We start from the raw sequence: 17,305 nt of genomic DNA, 5'->3' as shown, positions 1-17,305 counted from the left end.
AAAACATTATGCATCAGTAATTTAAAAACATTCAACACTATTCAGTATTGGACTCATCAGAGTGATTTTTCTCATTTGTCTTCTAAATATCTTTGTAAAAAATGAATTATGAAAAAAAATTTTTTACTCTTAACCCTGTTTTTAGTTACAGGGGTCAATGCACAAGTTGGAATTAATACAGGAACCCCGGACAATTCTGCCAATCTGCATGTAAGCAATGATGCTACCGCTATAAGAGGTACGTTATTAAATCCTGTTACAACAGCACAAAGAAATTCCATCACTTCTCCGGCAACCGGACTTATTGTATACGATACCAATGTAAAGTGTTTAATGACAAATAATGGAACGCCCGCGGTTCCTAATTGGCAATGTGTTGGAGCTGCAGGAAATTCCGGAACTCCCATAGAATATACTAAACATTTCCATTATGCGCTTCCTAATACCATACCGGTAAGTCAATCCGATTTCAATGGCAGATCAGGTACTGTAAATACAACTACACAAACTCTTCTTTCCAACTGGCTGGCTACTAATGATCCGGGCCAGGTAGCGGAACTTCCTATGGTAGATGGTATAAGAATGGATATCGTCTTTCAAACTAAAGGAGGGCCAAACGGAACCTTATACAGACCTCTTATTGTAAATACCAATCCTTCTACTCCCCATAATCTCGTTGGAGTTACCCGAGCAGATATTTCCGGGCTGTACCAATGGCAGGAATCTACTTATCTTCCAGCAAACGGTTATGTAAATGTAGACGCAGATCTTAGTCTCGGTTGGGGATCACAGGGCTTTCTGGAAGTAAGCGTATCTACTTTCCGAATCCTGGGTGATGACGGGGATTTATACCGAGCTACTTTTTACGGATATTATCCATCATCTACCACTTCGGGGGATAAGAACCACATCCATTTAGTATTGGAGAAATTTGGTGCTCAACCCGGAGGTGTTCATAACTAAAGTAAATTAAATATAAACTACGTGTTTCTTTAAAAAATCCGAAAACACAATTAAAATATAGTTCCAAAATGAAAAAGACTACTCTGAGAGTAGTCTTTTCATATTTTATATAAGAAATATTTATACTTTTTCCACTTGCATGTAGCTCAGCTCCATTGGAGTTTTTCTACCGAAGATAAGAACAGATACTTCAATTTTCTTTTTATCTTCAAGGATCTTTTCAACGGTTCCGTTAAATCCATTGAATGGTCCGTCTATCACTTTCACATTCTCTCCTACTACATATGGAATTTCAACATCTGTTGCGAATTCGGAAAGTTCATCCATTCTTCCTAACATTCTGTTCACTTCTGACTTTCTCATCGGAACAGGATCTCCTCCTTTTGTTAAACTTAAGAAAGAAATAACTCCGGGAATATTTTTTATGATATGTGGAATTTCTCCCATCAGGTCTGCTTCTACCATTAAATAACCAGGATAATAAGGTCTTTCTTTTGGAACTTTCTTACCGTTTCTTAGCTGGATTACTTTTTCCATAGGAATAACCACTTGAGTAACGTACTGTTCAAACCCTAAACGTTTGATTTCTGTCTCAATATAGTTTTTCACTTTATTTTCCTGACCGCTGATTGCTTTCAGCACATACCATTTTAATTCGCTCATTTTTGAGAAAATACTTTTTTTAGTTGAACAAGTTAATTAGCATTCCTATTATGTTGCTGATTGCTTTGGAAAACAATTCATCAACTCCAAAGGTAAATAACGCCAAGATAACTGTCGCAATAGTCACTACAATAGTAGAAGATTGCAGATCAGCCCACTTTGGCCATTCAACTTTATGTCTAAATTCGTTATAAGAACCTTTTAAAAAATCTACAAATGAACTCATAATTTTTATTTGCACGGGCACAAGGATTCGAACCCTGATCAACGGTTTTGGAGACCGGTATCCTACCATTGGACGATGCCCGTAGTTAAAAAAAAGCTCCGTAAAGAGAGTTCCTTACGGAAGCTTTTATATTGTTTAAGATGGATTAGTCGATGATTTCAGTTACCTGACCTGCACCTACTGTTCTACCACCTTCTCTGATCGCGAATCTAAGACCCTCGTTAAGAGCGATTGGCTGAAGTAATTCAACAGTGATTGTTAAGTTATCACCAGGCATTACCATTTCTACACCTTCTGGTAAGAAGATCTCACCTGTAACGTCAGTAGTTCTTACGTAGAACTGAGGACGGTATTTGTTGTGGAATGGAGTGTGACGTCCACCTTCTTCTTTAGAAAGGATATAAACCTCAGCTTTGAATTTTTTGTGTGGCTTCACTGAATCTTTCTTAGCGATAACCATACCTCTCTTGATGTCAGTTTTTTCAATACCTCTCAACAATAGACCTACGTTATCTCCAGCTTCACCTCTGTCTAGGATTTTTCTGAACATCTCAACTCCTGTAATAGTAGAAGTTAATTTTTCATCACCCATACCTACGATATCAACTGGGTCACCAGTGTTGATAACACCAGACTCGATTCTACCAGTTGCTACAGTACCTCTACCTGTAATAGAGAATACGTCTTCGATTGGCATCAAGAATGGCTTATCCTGATCTCTTACCGGTTGCTCGATCCAAGTATCAACAGCATCCATTAATTGTTCTACAGTAGCTACCCATTTAGCATCTCCGTTAAGAGCACCAAGAGCAGAACCTTGGATTACAGGAGAGTTATCTCCATCATATTCGTAAGTAGATAATAAATCTCTAAGTTCTAGTTCAACAAGCTCTAATAATTCAGCATCATCCACCATATCAACTTTGTTCATGAAAACAACGATTCTAGGTACATTTACCTGACGGCAAAGTAGGATGTGCTCTCTAGTTTGAGGCATTGGTCCATCAGTAGCAGCACATACTAGGATCGCTCCATCCATCTGAGCAGCACCAGTTACCATGTTTTTAACATAGTCGGCGTGACCTGGACAGTCAACGTGTGCATAGTGTCTGTTTTCAGTTTCGTACTCGATGTGAGCTGTATTAATAGTGATACCTCTTTCTTTTTCTTCTGGAGCAGAGTCAATAGAAGAGAAATCTTTTTTCTCAGCAAGACCCTTATCAGATAATACTTTACTGATAGCAGCAGTAAGAGTAGTTTTACCATGGTCAACGTGACCAATAGTACCAATGTTCAAGTGTGGTTTGTTACGATTAAACGTTTCCTTTGCCATGATTTAAAATTATTTATTTATTGTTTATTCAAATTTTCGGTTTGCAAATATAACGATTTTTTAAATATAGAAAATCTTTTTGTAAAAAAATTCCATATTCCCATTCAAAAAATCACAAACCCAGAGGGGTTACGTTATATTGAGATGCAAATTTACACAAAATTTTGTTGGCAAAAGTGAATAATGAGGAAAAAAAGAAGATAAGTGTCTATCATTTATATCCGTTTTTCTATCATTCCCGACCCGTTATTCCCAGAAATAAACCGACAGCAGATATTAAAAACAAAAAAAGAGCAATATGCTCTTTTTTATACTTCTATTATTTTACTTCGCTGATGCTTATCCGGCAAAAAACATTTCTGAGCTGCCAGCTTCATTCGATTTCTCGACACCATATCATAAAAGAAATCACTGATAAAGAGAGGAATAATTTTCCCCAGGAATGCCAATTTATAAATACCTCCCAACAGGGTTGTAATTTTTAATATAGCCTGTGATTTTTTCAAATAATATTTATCCGGTTTCCAAAGATACATTGTATTGAATTCTTTGGTTTCCAGTCCTCTTTCTGATAAAAATTTCTGGCCAAATTCAGATTGGAGGGATGCAAATAAAAAGGAATCCTTCTTATCTCTTACCATAATCCATTGTACCCAAAAATTGCAAACACCACATTCTCCATCAAAAAAAACGATATGTTTGTCTTTCCAATTTTCCTGCATGACCTTGTTTTTAAATTGTTCTTATATTAAAATTCCCAAGGATATTTATTTTCAATAGGCCTTTTTAAAGGATCTTATAAACAAATAGAGCGCCAGTAAAAATGAAAACCCTATAACGATTATTGATAACATATATTCATTGGTAATAGGGAGCAAAGTTACTATTCTACCTGGTAAAAAACCTACTAAATTTAAATTGAATTTAGCTATGAGAATGATATATAGTATTACAAAAACAATGCCTCCCCATTTATATCGCGGTTGGAATATACTACGGAATATTTTTTTAACACCATTTTTAAAGCCTTCCGGCAGAAGATCTGCAGGAATAAAGAGTGCATACAAGCCCATTGCAAAACTAAAGGATATGTTGAGCATGAAAAGCACATTCAGGTGGAAAAGTAAGGTAAGCAGAAGCATAAACCTGAAATATTTCGGCTTTAAAAAAGCGACAATAAAGGCTACTTCAAAAAGAACCGTGAAATAGTCAAAAAATTCCCAAAATAAAGGGTAAGGAATAGTATCATAAAAATCGGATAACAGCTTATTCCATTCAAAGCCATATCTGTATCTGTAAAAAAAGATCTGACTGTACTGCGTGTCCAGACTAAGCCACCCTCCCAGATATTTAGCAAATCCCGCGGTAAACATTCCGAAGCCAAAAAGCATGCTTATCAGAAATATAGGCCATGATCTGGAAAGAACGTCTGTTTCTTTTTTGGGTTCCGGAAAAAAACTATAGGTATGATTCCATGGGGAAAAAGCCATAATTAAAATGGGCAGGGTATAAATAAAATTATGATTGATTTTTCCAAAGGAATAGGCATAATTGTTAGTTATAAGTACGGTAACCATAAATACGATGGCAAATATTCTTGGCCTAAATCCTATTAGGATCAGCAGGAGACAGGCATACATTATATATTTACAGGCTACAAAAAACCATTTTGGAGGTATACTCTCGACAAAGGATAGCGGACTTATCGGCGGCAGCATGGCACTATTCGGAATATCTGAGATCCAGCTATAATCCGACACCCCCATCCAAAGCAGAAACAGTGAAAAAAATATTCTGTAAAATGCCAAGAACTCATAGCTTGGATGGTAGCTCGTAAATGGAAGTTCTTTTAATTTCTTAATCATTGTCGTTTTTAAATTTAAAATTCAGCAAAGTATCATACTTTACCCTGTTTGTGATTTTTTTATCTTCAATATCAAAATCCTTATTTTCATTCACAATCAGGATTCTGGATATTTCTTTACCAGGGAAATTTTCCTGTAATTTCTGTTTTACATATTTTTCATTTTCTGCCAGATCAACCTTTTTTATATTCCGGTTAAGAATAGATTTTTTAAGGAGATATAATTCCTTCTTATAAAGCGGCAGGGTTTTGATCCTTTCATCTATTACCGGGTATTTTTTAGGAAATAGAAGGTTTTGGAGCAACGTAATCTGTATAGCCTTAGGAATATTTTTGCCCAGGTAATCACTTTTTACGATTGACTCAGTACTTCCATCCTCAAAATAAACCTGAGTGGTGGTTTTGGTAAATGCTATGTATCTTTCTTCTTTAATAGGTAAGGATGCAAATCCTGGGAAATTAAATGAGGGATAGGTCTCTTCCAGATTAATCTTAAAAATTAACTGCAAGGGAAGCATTATACAAAAAAATACAAATACCCACGATACAATTTTCTTATAACGTTCCATATGATTTTATTATATAAAATTATTCTTTAAAGAAAATCAGCTAAAAGGATATTTCTGAATGGTAAAGTAAGGCTCAGGGGGTTCTGAGCAAAGTAAGGTAAAAGTAGTCTTCATCATTTTTATTTATATTATTACTGTTTTTTATTCATTTATATTCATAAAACATTATATATAATTATATTCTACACATAATTCACAAATAGGAATTAATTAAACCAATTATTATAAAATATTTCACAAAATGAATGCTACAAATCTACATCTTTAAATTAATTTTACAAGTAGATAATTCATGTTTTTAATCATGATTTTTTGCCCTGTTGAAAAACCAAAAAATAATGGGGAATATAAGAAGCGTAAGTATGGTGGCTGTTATTAATCCTCCTATGATTACAATAGCCAGCGGCTTTTGAGATTCGGAACCTATTCCGGTGGAAAGTGCAGCAGGTAATAACCCGATAGAAGCCATGAGCGCTGTCATGATGACAGGTCTTGTCCTGGACTTTACTCCATTTAATATGGCCTGATCCAAAAACAATCCGTTTTTTACATTCTGGTGAAATTCCGATATCAGGATAACTCCATTCTGAATACAAATTCCCAGCAATGCAATCATCCCCACTCCCGCAGAAATTCCAAAGTTCATTCTTGTAATATGCAATGCGATAATTCCCCCTATCAATGCGAAAGGTACATTCGCCAGCACCAGGAGAGAATCTTTAATATTTCCGAACAGAATGAACAGCAAAAAGAAAATCATGAGAATACTTACCGGAACTACCTGCGCCAATCTATGAGAGGCTCTCTGCTGGTTTTCAAACTGTCCCGTCCTCCCTATAGAATACCCTTCCGGAAGGTCTATTTTTGACACTTTTTTCTGAGCATCGGCAATAGTGCTTCCCAAATCCCGGTCCCTGATCGAGAATTTCACTCCTATATACCGTTTAATATCATCTCTGTAAATGAATGCCGCTCCATTATCTTTAACAATATTGCTGATCTCCTTTAATGGTATCGTAGTTCCATCCTGAGTAGGAACCATGAGGGAAGCGATATCATTTTCATCTTTTCTGTATTCCTGGGAATAGCGTAAACGGATCGGAAATTTCTTTTCTCCATCAAACATTTCTGATGCCGTTTTCCCACCGAAAGCCATTTCAAGGACAGCCTGTGCATCCGCCGGCATTACTCCGTAAGCTGCCATTTTATCTCTATCCAGTAATACACTTACTTCTGGCTGACCAATATTTTTAATAATTCCCGGATCTTTAACTCCGTCTACATCTTTTATTGATTTTAAAATTTCTTCTGCCAATTCATCCAGAGTTTCGAGATTGTCCCCATAAATTTTTATTCCGTTCTCCGCTTTAAAACCTGCTACCGCTTCTGCCACATTATCGGAAATAGGCTGTGAATAATTGAATGTAATTCCCTGATAGTTCCTTAATTTCCCGTCTATTTCTTCAATTAATTCTTCATAGCTTATCTTACGTTTCCATTCTTCTTTAGGTTTAAGGTTCACCGCAAACTGAACAAATCCAAATCCATTGGGATCTGTCCCGTCGTTACTCCGCCCTGTCTGTGCCAGCACATCCGTAACTTCAGAGAAGCTCATGATGTCCTTCTTCAGAAGATCGGCTGTTTTGAGTGATTCTTTTAAAGAGGAGCTCATCGGCATTTCTGCTGTGATCCAAAGTGAACCTTCATTCAACTGCGGCAAAAATTCGGTTCCTAAGAACTTTCCTGAGAATAGGGTAACCGCAAGAAAAGAGATGGCTACAATTAAGCTTATGCCTTTATTTTTAAAGGTGAAATTAAATCCTTTCATTACCATCCTGTCCCAGAAATTCACAAACGGATTATTCTTTTCTTTTACATTTTTATTGAGAAGGATATGGGATAAAACAGGAACCAGCGTCAATGTAAAAATCAATGCCCCCAATAAGGCAAAACCTAGTGTAAAAGCCAAGGGAGAGAACATTTTACCTTCTACTTTCTGAAATGAAAATATAGGAATAAGCGAGGTAATGATAATTAATTTTGAAAAGAAAATAGCCTTACCCAAGCCTGTTCCCGTCTGTTTGATCCAGCCTCCTTTGGCCATTTTATTAAACCTTTCCATTCCATACTTATGGGCTTTATGGTCGAGCATCACAAAGAGTCCTTCCACCATCACCACAGCCCCGTCTATGATAATTCCAAAGTCTACGGCTCCCAAGGAAAGCAGATTGGCACTCATACCGGCCAATTTCAGGCACAAGAATGCAAAAAGCAACGATAAGGGAATAATAATAGAAACAATAAGCGTGGTTCTCCAATCCGCCATGAAGATAAAAACGATCACCGTTACCAAAATAATCCCTTCAATAAGGTTGTGCATTACGGTGTGGGTGGTAAAATCCATTAGATTATCCCGATCATAGAACGTAACTAACTTTACATCTTTAGGAAGGATTTTTTCGTTAAGCTCTTCGATTTTCGCTTTTACTCCAACCAGGACTTCACGTGGGTTTTCCCCTTTTCTCATCACGACTATACCTTCTACGGTGTCTTCATGATTGTTAAGGCTGGCCTGCCCTACTCTGGGTAAAGAGCTTTCATGAACTTCCGCAACGTATTTTACCAGAACCGGATTTCCGCTATCGTTCTGAATGGTTATATTTTCTATATCAGCCACTGATTTCACCAGCCCTATACCTCTCACTACGTAGGCCTGTCCATTTTTTTCAATGATATCACCTCCTACGTTCAGGTTACTTTTTGTGACTGCTTCATATACCTGGAGCGGAGTTAAATTATATTTATCCAAAGCCCGGGGATCAATGCTTAATTCAAAAACTTTTTCCTGTCCTCCAAAGACATTGATGTCCGCCACTCCCGGAACTCCACGGAGTGCACGGTCTATTACCCAGTTTTGCAAGGTCAGCAATTCCCTGGAGTCTTTTTTCTTACTTTCTATGGTGTATCTGAATATTTCTCCTGTTGGCCCATAAGGTGGCTGTACTTCGGGATCCACCTCATCGGGAAGGCTTACCGTTCTTAGCTGATTATTAACCTGGTTCCGGGCAAAGGTATCGTCTACTCCATCATCAAAAAGAATTTTAACAATGGAAAGCCCGAACATGGTGGTACTTCTTACGCTTGTCTTTTTCTGAACAGGGCTCATGGCCAGTTCTATGGGTGTTGTAACAAACCTTTCCACTTCTTCCGCACTTCTTCCGTTCCATTGGGTAATAATTACAATCTGGGTATTGGTCACATCCGGAAATGCTTCAATGGGCATATTCTTAAAGCTGATAAATCCGGCAATGGCCAATACAGCCACCCAAATAAAGGTAAATGCTTTATTTTTGAGGGAAAATGCAATGATATTTTTTATGAACTTATTCATGGAGAACCTGATAGATTAAGTTTAATTATTAAGTGAACGGTAGATCAACAACTGATTATTGGTAATCACATTTTCGCCTTCGGATAAGCCTTCGGAAACATAGGTAACATCACCTACCTGTTTTAAGACTTTTATTTCTTTTACCTTTAAATCTGCTCTCGAATTAAACACTACTACAAAACTTCTGTTATCATCAAAAATAACCGCCTTAGACGGAACGGTGAGAGCCTGCTCCGTTTCCGAATTCAGGATTTTTATCGTTGCTTTACTTTCGGGAATCAGCAGTCCATTGGCATTATCCAATACTACTCTTGCCTGCATTGAATTGGTTTCGGGATCGATAATCTTAAAGATCTTATCTATTTTTCCATAAAATATTTTATCCGGATAGGAAAGCGTCGATACCTCAGCTCTCATTCCCAGGCTTATTTTATCGATATCCGATTCATTGATGTTCATAATAGCCCACACATTGGTAGTATTGGCTACATCAAAGATATTATCGCTTCTATCGCTTCGCAGCTGCATATCTTTATTGATATTTTTCTGAACGATATATCCGTTGATAGGAGCCACCACGCTGTATATATTTCCTTTTTTAACGTTATATACGGCACTTACGGCATTCGCCCTCTGCAATTGATCCTGGGCTTTCTGAACTTCACTTTTAGCTTCGAGAACGTCTTTTTCGGTATTCAGTTTACCATCGTATAGTTCTTTTGCTACTCTTAAATTATTCTGTGCGACTACAAGATCGGTTTTAGCATCGCTTACATCCTTCTGTATTTCCGCCAGCTCGGTACTTCTTATTGTAGCCAGTACCTGCCCTTTTCTCACATAGTCCCCCAATTCTACATTTACACTCAATACATTCCCTCCTACCAGCGGGTACACATCAATATAACTGTTCTTATCCGCAGATATCTTCCCATAGAAGTTATAATAGTCTTCTATATTCCTCTTTTCTGCTTTAGCTAAAGAAATGGATTTAAGCATGGTATTACTCAGCTCAAATCCTTTTGGATCAGGTTGAGCGTCTTCTTTCTTATTACAGGATAGTAACGTTAGGGCAACGTATAGAAGCAGGATATATTTTTTCATCTTTAGTAGAAAATTTTTGTTTGTACTAATTGATTAAGAAGTTCGGCAGACTGGATCACTTCATTTCGCATTTCATACACCTGAAGAATCGTTTCCCGGTAGCTGTCCATAAAATCAACAAATTCTATAAGGCTGATGTTTCCTCTTCTGAAGTTTTTTAACATCCCGTCATATACCAGATCCAGGTTTTCGAGGTCTTTTGTTTTGAACTGGGATAGCTGTTCATATTGAGTTTTCCAGGTTTGAAAAGCAGCCTCCACTTTGGTTTCAAGGCTTAATCTCTGATAATCTGCATTCTTCTCATTCTGCCGGATGGCATAATTCGCTTTTTCTACATTACCCTGATTACTTTTCCATAAGGGAATGGGAATTCCTATTTTAAGATTGACTTCATTTTTAAAGGTTCCTCCATTTTGATCCCAACCTGCGCCTAGATTCAGATCCGGGACATTTAATGATTTCTGCCATTGAGCATACAGCTTGCTATTTTCAATCAGTTTGAGATTATACTGATAGTCTGCATTATTTTCCAGGGCTTTATTTTTCAGTTCCGTTTCATCTCCAAAAGGCTGTGAAGCGAAAAGGTCCTGCACTTCTGTCTCTGATAATTGAGGTTCTATGCTTTCCCGGACCCCGGTCAATAATTTCAGGGTTTGTTCAAATTCGAGAATATTCTTATTAATTCCAATTTTATCATTACTCAGCTGGATGACTATACTCTGGAGTCTCACCTCATCTTTAAGTGATACATTTCCCTTGGCAGACTGTATTTTGTAGGCAGCCAGCAGTTCATTCATATAACCTAGCTGTTTATTGGTATTCTCAAGCTTTAATTTTTCGTAATAAAGATTATAATAAGTAGTTCTCAGCTGGGTCCTTAAATCTACCAGCAGCTGGGAGAATTGAAGCTGAGCCAATTCTTTGTTGGACTTTGCAAAGGCAATTTCATTTTTCTTTTTACCTCCCATATAGATAAGCTGAGTAATTTCGGCTCCTTTGGCATGTCCTATATCAAAAAGTTTTTTAGCTTCAGGATTATATGCATTAATTTCACCGCTGATCTGTGGCAGTTCCCAGATTTTAGCCTGTAAAATGTCTGCATCAGCCATATTGATATTATATTGTTCGGCCAATAATTGCAGATTATTCTGTTGAAATGCATTTTCACAGTCTAGAAGTGACATCTCTCTCTGAGCCACCATGCACGAAGAAATGATAATAAAAACCCCTGCAAGTTTATTCATTCTGAACAGTTTATTATGCAAAAATGAACGGAAGGAATTAAAACAGACTTAAACAATCCTTAAAAAAAAATTAAAATTCTATTTTATGAATCTTACTGTAAATTTATTAGTATTTTCAAGGGGTGAGGAATAGGAGATCTTTGCCCCATGATATTCCAATATTCTTTTTACAATCCGAAGTCCCAATCCTGAACCGGAAGTATTCTGGGAATTATCTCCTCTCATAAAAGCCTCAAATAATTTAGGCTGTTCTTCCTCAGAGACGGTATTTCCATAGGAAATTACTTCTACCTTTATATCCGCGTCCGTTTCTTTTATCTGAACTTTCATTTCGGAATTATCTGAATAGATGGCTGCATTTTTAAATAAATTGATGAATACAATATCTAAAAGAGACTGAACTCCATTGATGGTAAGTAATGTATCATGAGAAGTATCTTCTGTAATTACAAAATCCATTTTCAGTTCCGGGTAGCTTTTTTTAACCGTTTCAAAAGTTTCAAAAATGACTTCATCAATTCTTACCTCCTCATAAATGCTCTGGATATTTTCTTTATCGAACTTATTCAGCAGAAGTAATGAATTCGTTAAATCCGACAGTTGATAGACATCCTGCTGAATCTGCTTTAATGCAGCCAATGTTTCGGGAGAGTGTTCCTCGAGCTTCATCAGGTTTTCCAACTGAAAAGACATTCTCGTAATGGGTGTTCGTATTTCATGGGAAGCACTGGCCGTAAATTCTCTTTGGGACTGAAAGACATCATCCAGCCGGGCAATCATGGTTTTAAAAGACTGGGCCAGTACGCTGATTTCATCCTCAGATTCTTCCAACGGGAGATGGGTGGTAAGTTTATGTGCTGTAATAGTAGAAACTTCATTATTGAGCTCTTCAAGGGGACGAAGAAACTGCCCTACGAAATAGTAGCTGAAAAGTCCTATTATGAGCGCACTCATCAGATAAGTGGCTACAAGAAGGTATTTGAGATAAGATAATTTGGATTTGCCATTGGTATCATAAGCACTCGTCAGAATATAGTAATATTCCCCGTTGATCATTCTTAAGGCCGCATATATTTCAGGCTTGGTCTCTTCACTATAGATCACCTTTTTTTCATCGAGTTCCTTTAGGAGATCCGCATCCCATGTCACATTTCTGTCTTTTATGGTACTGTAAATTAGTTCCTTATCGGCATTAAAGATCAGTATCTGCTCATTCAGCAATATATTATCGGAATTTTCACTAAAAAAAAGCGGACCTTCTTCTTCAAAGTCTTTGGATTTTGCGATGAAATGGGAAGTAAACTCCAGCCTTTGACGAAATCTTTCTTTAAACTCATCTCTTCTGAAATCATTAAAAGATACATAGATCACAACCATTACAATACCAAAAAGTAATGAAAAAGCAATACTGAGGCTTAATGCGATCTTTCTTTTCAGCGACATTTTATATAGGACTTAAATAGTATCCAAATCCTGAGCGGGTGTGAATAAGTTTAACTTTAAAATCTTTGTCGATCTTCTTTCTTAAGAAATTGATATAGACTTCTACCGTATTGGTATTGGTATTAAAATTATGTTCCCAGACATGCTCGGTAATTTGTTGTTTGGAAACTATTCTCCCCTGGGCTTCTGCCAGATACACTAAGAGTTGAAATTCTTTAAGAGTAAGTGCTATTTCGGTAGTACCCCGAAATACTTTCTGCTCGGTTTTATTGATAATGAGATCGTCTATCCGGATAATTTCCTGATCCACCCTATCTGCAGAGGTTTTCCTTCTCAATAATGAATTGATGCGTAACAGCAGCTCTTCAAACTGGAAAGGCTTTACCAGATAATCATCTGCCAACCGGGTAAAAGCATCTTTTTTATCAGACAGATCTCCGTAAGCCGAAATAATGAATATAGGAGTCACTTTATCAAATGATCGTATCGTCTGACATACATCCAATCCGTTTACTTTCGGAACATTAATATCCAACAGGTATAGATCATAAGTATTTCCTTTGATCTGACGGAGAAATGTTTCCCCATCGTAAATCCTATCACAGGCAAAATTGTTTGATTCTAGGAATTTACTTAATTCTGCCGAAAGAATAAGATCATCTTCCAATAAAAGAATATTCATCAAAAAATTATTTTATACGAATTTAACGAAATTTTTTATGATTAGTATTCTAAATTTTTCAAGTTTATATGCGGAATTTATATAACTTCTATAAAAAGTGTAAAAAGATTATTGGAGGAAAAGTCTTTCCCCAGGATTTGATTGTAATAAAAAAGGTACCAGATTAACTATTAATAGAATTCTTCTAAAACTATTATTATAATTTCAACTTTAAACTTATTATGTAAAGAGAGCCGCAATTCATCCGAAACACATATCTAGCTGATAAACAATTCATTTATCCTTACAATAAAAGTTCAATAAATCCAAATCCTTAAAGATCTAGTATATTAAGTAATCAGGGGTCAGTAACTGTATAAAAATTTTTGGTAAAATTTTTGTAATGCTTGGTAAAATACTTTGAATGCAGGATTTATAAGTAATAATTATTATATAAATCTTTTTTAAACAATATTAAATATAAATAAAACAACAGTAATGAAAAAAACTTTATTATTAGCCATATTATCAATTAGTTTTTTGATAAATGCACAAACTGGCAAAGTAGGGATTAATACAAGTAGTCCCACAGAAAACTTACATGTTAATGGTACGCTAAGATTAGGAAGTCTTCCTACGAACGGAACGGCTAATTCAATTTATACAATTAATAGCTCCACTTCTACCAATGGAACATCCTCAACTACCAAAGATCAAACTTTTACACAGGATAAAATACTTGTAGTAGACGCAAACGGGGTCGTAGGGAAAGCAGATATTCCCACTTTTTCTTCCAGCGGACCTACTAAATTTATATCAGGTATTATTTTAGCCATTTATAATGGCAATAGCGGAGGTATACTGGATCCATCCAAAGTTATAGGCGGAGCCGCAGGGACAACTTATACAGTAGGATCCGGATCTGGGACAGTTACTTTAACGTCAAGAGTAGGAGCTTTATATGCCATTACAGGATCAGGCTATAAAGTCTCCCAAGTAAGCGCAGGTATCTTTGATATTAAATTTGATACACCTTTTACTGAGGTATATTCTTTAAATGCTAACTTATATGATACCGGAACCGGCTCAACTCCAAACAGGACTACGCCTTCCAATTCTCTTAGCACATTGGATCAATTACAAATATCTTATATTGATAACAGCACCATAAGAATAAAAACCGGAAATTCCGCTGGAAATGTAGCAACAAGAAGTTTTACATTCAGTATATCCGGAACATAGTTGATAAATAAATAACCCATTATTTTAGAGGTGTTTTCCAGGCTATCAATTTTAGCAGGAAACACCTCTAATTTTTTTTATAACCTGGAGAATAGCAATAGAAGTCTGTTTTATTTTATTAACTACCCTAAAAGAATTAAAAGCTTAAATTCCTCCGGAGACTTGCTGAAAATGGGTTGAGCTTATTTGTAAACAGTAGCATGAGATATACATTCACAAATCTGCTTGGTAAAATTTAATTGATTTAAATGTTTTTGGGGAAGGTAAACTATATTCTTTAAAACCGTTTACCAGACTGATTAACTTTTTCTTATTTAGTTTTAAATCGGTATTCATGTTGATCTCAAGCATTTCTACCTTTACTAAAACTGACGAAAAATAGGAAAACCCCAATATGGGAAGGTTTTCTGGTTGAGCCAATATCGGGATTTGAACCCGAGACCTCTTCCTTACCAAGGAAGCGCTCTACCCCTGAGCTATATCGGCAAATAAAAAAATCACGCTGATGATAGAGTGATTTTTTGAGCGGAAGACGGGGGTCGAACCCGCGACATTCAGCTTGGAAGGCTGACGCTCTACCAACTGAGCTACTTCCGCAATTTTGTTTTCCAAAACTGTTGGTAAACGCTTTGCAAATCTATAAAAACCTTTATTAACCTGCAAGTTTTTTTCTTAAAAAATATCGTGGGGAGAGCAGGATTCGAACCTACGAAGCCGAAGCAACTGAGTTACAGTCAGTCCCATTTAGCCACTCTGGAATCTCCCCTTGTTATTTTATGTTTTAAACGAGCCTCCAGAGGGATTCGAACCCACGACCCCGAGATTACAAATCACGTGCTCTGGCCAACTGAGCTATGGAGGCTTATTAAACCGATACTAAAAAACACTTCGCTAAGTATCAGTTAAAAAAAAAATCACACCTTACAGTGGAGTGATTTTTTTTGAGCGGAAGACGGGGGTCGAACCCGCGACATTCAGCTTGGAAGGCTGACGCTCTACCAACTGAGCTACTTCCGCAATTTTGTTTCCAAAAATGTTGGTAAACGCTGTGCAAATCTAAAAAAACACTTTTATATCTGCAACTTTTTATAATATAAAATGTGGGGAGAGCAGGATTCGAACCTACGAAGCCGAAGCAACTGAGTTACAGTCAGTCCCATTTAGCCACTCTGGAATCTCCCCTCATGTTTTATATTAAATTGAGCCTCCAGAGGGATTCGAACCCACGACCCCGAGATTACAAATCACGTGCTCTGGCCAACTGAGCTATGGAGGCAATTTAAAAAAGATTTCAAAAGATCGTTGTTCCTTTTTGCGAGTGCAAATATAGAACAGATTTTTTGAAATCTCAAACTTTTTTGCAAGTTTTTTGCAATTTATTTTTTAAGCTAATTCTTTTTTCTTGATTAACAGCTTTTTAGCTGTATCAACACAAAGATCGAGACTTTCTTCAAATGATGTCGTTGTTTTTTTAACAACAATATCATCTCCCGGAACCACCAAAATAATTTCTGTGGTTTTATTAGCCCGATCAGAATTATTTTCTACTTTCAGGAATACTTTACACTCTTGAATCTTATCATAAAAGGTATCAAGCTTAGTTACTTTTTTGTTGATGTGTGCTTCTAGTGGTTCATGAGGAGTTAAACCGATGGCTTGTACTGAAATCTTCATAATTCTTCTTTTTTAGCTGCTCTTGGATGAGCTTGATTAAACACTTTTTTCAATTGTTCAATATTAGCATCTGTATAGACCTGCGTACTTGCAAGACTGGAATGCCCTAATATTTTTTTTACTTTAGAAATCTCTGCCCCATTGTCTAAAACATGTGTTGCAAAGCTATGCCTTAGCATATGAGGGCTTCTTTTTTGTTTTGAAGTTATAAAACTAAGATACTTATTAACTGTAAGATAAACAAATTTCTCTGTGAGTTTTTTCCCTTTTCCGTTAACAAAAAAATAGGATTCATATTCCGTTAGCGGATGCCGGGTCTCAAGATAAGTTTTCAGCAAATCAGATAAATCCTGGGAGATAGGAATATACCTTTCTTTATTACCTTTTCCTATAATCTTCAACTCGTTCCCTTCTATATTTACATTTTCAAATATCAGACCACAAAGCTCAGCTTTTCTTATTCCTGTCTGATATAATACTTCAATAATACATTTTTCCAAAACAGCCGGCAATTCAGCAAATACATGCTCCGTAAGCTCCTGCATTTCCTCCTTAGACATAGGAACCTGCTTTTCAGCATAAAATTTAAGTGAAGAAATAGTTTGGGTGGGAGAAACAGTGATCTCCCCTATTTTTAAAAGAAAAAGATAGAAACTACGAAGTGAGGAAAGTTTGCGATTAATACTTCTTTTGGAAATATTATTTTCACTCAGTTCAACAATAAAATTACGGATTACTTTTTTATTTGCCTTGGATATGTGGTCGGATCCTTCCGTTTTAAGGTAAAAATGAGAAAAATCTTCAAGGTCTTTTTTGTAGCTTGTAATGGTGTGAGGAGAATATCTCTTCTCATATTGTAAATATTCAAGAAACTTTGCGAGCATACTGTAAGTATATAAACAAAAAATTTACTTCTCAAATATAAGTATTT

The 17,305-nt window shown here is 36.4% G+C and carries 15 protein-coding genes and 8 tRNA genes; 2 read left to right on the top strand and 21 right to left on the bottom strand.

All coding sequences use genetic code 11. The features are described from left to right. The first annotated feature begins 108 nt into the window (after positions 1-108). Positions 109-963 carry a hypothetical protein gene (locus tag ABJ974_RS02475; protein WP_419869804.1) on the top strand — a complete coding sequence of 285 codons (855 nt, stop codon included), beginning with the start codon at positions 109-111 and terminating at the stop codon, positions 961-963. A gap of 120 nt (positions 964-1,083) precedes the next feature. Here the strand turns inward: ABJ974_RS02475 and nusG are convergent, their stop codons facing one another. The 12 genes from nusG to ABJ974_RS02415 all read right to left on the bottom strand — a co-directional run bounded on the left by nusG (position 1,084) and on the right by ABJ974_RS02415 (position 13,479). Then, positions 1,084-1,626: a transcription termination/antitermination protein NusG gene (nusG, locus tag ABJ974_RS02470; RefSeq protein WP_419869803.1), complete on the bottom strand. Its 543-nt coding sequence runs from the start codon at positions 1,624-1,626 to the stop codon at positions 1,084-1,086. 19 nt (positions 1,627-1,645) lie between these two features. Further along, positions 1,646-1,852, bottom strand: coding sequence for a preprotein translocase subunit SecE (secE, locus tag ABJ974_RS02465; RefSeq protein WP_002976410.1), 207 nt, complete (start codon positions 1,850-1,852; stop codon positions 1,646-1,648). A 12-nt stretch (positions 1,853-1,864) separates the two neighbouring features. Continuing rightward, a tRNA-Trp gene (locus ABJ974_RS02460) sits at positions 1,865-1,935 on the bottom strand. A 62-nt stretch (positions 1,936-1,997) separates the two neighbouring features. Then, the gene (tuf, locus tag ABJ974_RS02455) at positions 1,998-3,185 is read right to left on the bottom strand and encodes an elongation factor Tu (RefSeq protein WP_419869802.1); all 1,188 of its coding nucleotides are present in this window, start codon (positions 3,183-3,185) and stop codon (positions 1,998-2,000) included. Positions 3,186-3,493: 308 nt separating this feature from the next. Then, positions 3,494-3,907, bottom strand: coding sequence for a thiol-disulfide oxidoreductase DCC family protein (locus tag ABJ974_RS02450; protein ID WP_419869801.1), 414 nt, complete (start codon positions 3,905-3,907; stop codon positions 3,494-3,496). 51 nt (positions 3,908-3,958) lie between these two features. After that, positions 3,959-5,050 (bottom strand): hypothetical protein, encoded by a 1,092-nt coding sequence (locus ABJ974_RS02445; protein ID WP_419869800.1) that lies wholly within the window; start codon positions 5,048-5,050, stop codon positions 3,959-3,961. Further along, positions 5,043-5,558 carry a hypothetical protein gene (locus ABJ974_RS02440; RefSeq protein WP_419869799.1) on the bottom strand — a complete coding sequence of 172 codons (516 nt, stop codon included), beginning with the start codon at positions 5,556-5,558 and terminating at the stop codon, positions 5,043-5,045. The genes ABJ974_RS02445 and ABJ974_RS02440 overlap by 8 nt, the downstream gene beginning before the upstream one ends. Before the next feature lie 358 nt (positions 5,559-5,916). Continuing rightward, on the bottom strand, positions 5,917-9,009 hold the full coding sequence (locus ABJ974_RS02435) for an efflux RND transporter permease subunit (RefSeq protein ID WP_419869798.1): 3,093 nt from the start codon (positions 9,007-9,009) through the stop codon (positions 5,917-5,919). Between the two features lie 21 nt (positions 9,010-9,030). Further along, a complete protein-coding gene (locus ABJ974_RS02430) occupies positions 9,031-10,110 on the bottom strand; it encodes an efflux RND transporter periplasmic adaptor subunit (RefSeq protein WP_419869797.1) in 1,080 nt (359 codons plus the stop codon). A gap of 2 nt (positions 10,111-10,112) precedes the next feature. Then, positions 10,113-11,354 (bottom strand): TolC family protein, encoded by a 1,242-nt coding sequence (locus ABJ974_RS02425; protein WP_419869796.1) that lies wholly within the window; start codon positions 11,352-11,354, stop codon positions 10,113-10,115. A 78-nt stretch (positions 11,355-11,432) separates the two neighbouring features. Continuing rightward, the gene (locus tag ABJ974_RS02420; protein ID WP_419869795.1) at positions 11,433-12,797 is read right to left on the bottom strand and encodes an ATP-binding protein; all 1,365 of its coding nucleotides are present in this window, start codon (positions 12,795-12,797) and stop codon (positions 11,433-11,435) included. A 1-nt stretch (position 12,798) separates the two neighbouring features. Further along, positions 12,799-13,479 carry a response regulator transcription factor gene (locus ABJ974_RS02415; protein ID WP_419869794.1) on the bottom strand — a complete coding sequence of 227 codons (681 nt, stop codon included), beginning with the start codon at positions 13,477-13,479 and terminating at the stop codon, positions 12,799-12,801. 477 nt (positions 13,480-13,956) lie between these two features. Between ABJ974_RS02415 and ABJ974_RS02410 the strand changes: the two genes are divergently transcribed. After that, positions 13,957-14,700 (top strand): hypothetical protein, encoded by a 744-nt coding sequence (locus ABJ974_RS02410; protein WP_419869793.1) that lies wholly within the window; start codon positions 13,957-13,959, stop codon positions 14,698-14,700. A 414-nt stretch (positions 14,701-15,114) separates the two neighbouring features. On the opposite strand, the gene ABJ974_RS02405 is transcribed toward ABJ974_RS02410, so the two are convergent. The 9 genes from ABJ974_RS02405 to ABJ974_RS02365 form a co-directional block, all read right to left on the bottom strand. Further along, positions 15,115-15,186: transfer RNA gene (locus tag ABJ974_RS02405), tRNA-Thr, on the bottom strand. A gap of 38 nt (positions 15,187-15,224) precedes the next feature. Continuing rightward, positions 15,225-15,297, bottom strand: a tRNA-Gly gene (locus ABJ974_RS02400). Positions 15,298-15,385: 88 nt separating this feature from the next. Then, positions 15,386-15,466 (bottom strand) — tRNA-Tyr (locus tag ABJ974_RS02395). A 22-nt stretch (positions 15,467-15,488) separates the two neighbouring features. Then, positions 15,489-15,562 (bottom strand) — tRNA-Thr (locus ABJ974_RS02390). A gap of 82 nt (positions 15,563-15,644) precedes the next feature. Beyond that, positions 15,645-15,717 (bottom strand) — tRNA-Gly (locus ABJ974_RS02385). 84 nt (positions 15,718-15,801) lie between these two features. Beyond that, positions 15,802-15,882: transfer RNA gene (locus tag ABJ974_RS02380), tRNA-Tyr, on the bottom strand. A gap of 20 nt (positions 15,883-15,902) precedes the next feature. Continuing rightward, positions 15,903-15,976, bottom strand: a tRNA-Thr gene (locus ABJ974_RS02375). 107 nt (positions 15,977-16,083) lie between these two features. Continuing rightward, positions 16,084-16,374 carry an HPF/RaiA family ribosome-associated protein gene (locus ABJ974_RS02370; protein ID WP_419869792.1) on the bottom strand — a complete coding sequence of 97 codons (291 nt, stop codon included), beginning with the start codon at positions 16,372-16,374 and terminating at the stop codon, positions 16,084-16,086. Next, positions 16,371-17,258, bottom strand: a complete 888-nt coding sequence (locus ABJ974_RS02365) for a tyrosine-type recombinase/integrase (protein ID WP_419869791.1) — start codon at positions 17,256-17,258, stop codon at positions 16,371-16,373. Before ABJ974_RS02365 ends, ABJ974_RS02370 begins: the two co-directional genes overlap by 4 nt. Positions 17,259-17,305 lie beyond the last annotated feature (47 nt).

This window comes from Chryseobacterium sp. CT-SW4 (assembly GCF_048572715.1).
Taxonomy (GTDB): domain Bacteria; phylum Bacteroidota; class Bacteroidia; order Flavobacteriales; family Weeksellaceae; genus Chryseobacterium.
Note: the sequence above shows the minus strand (reverse complement) of the source record. Positions and strands in the feature narration are given on the sequence as shown.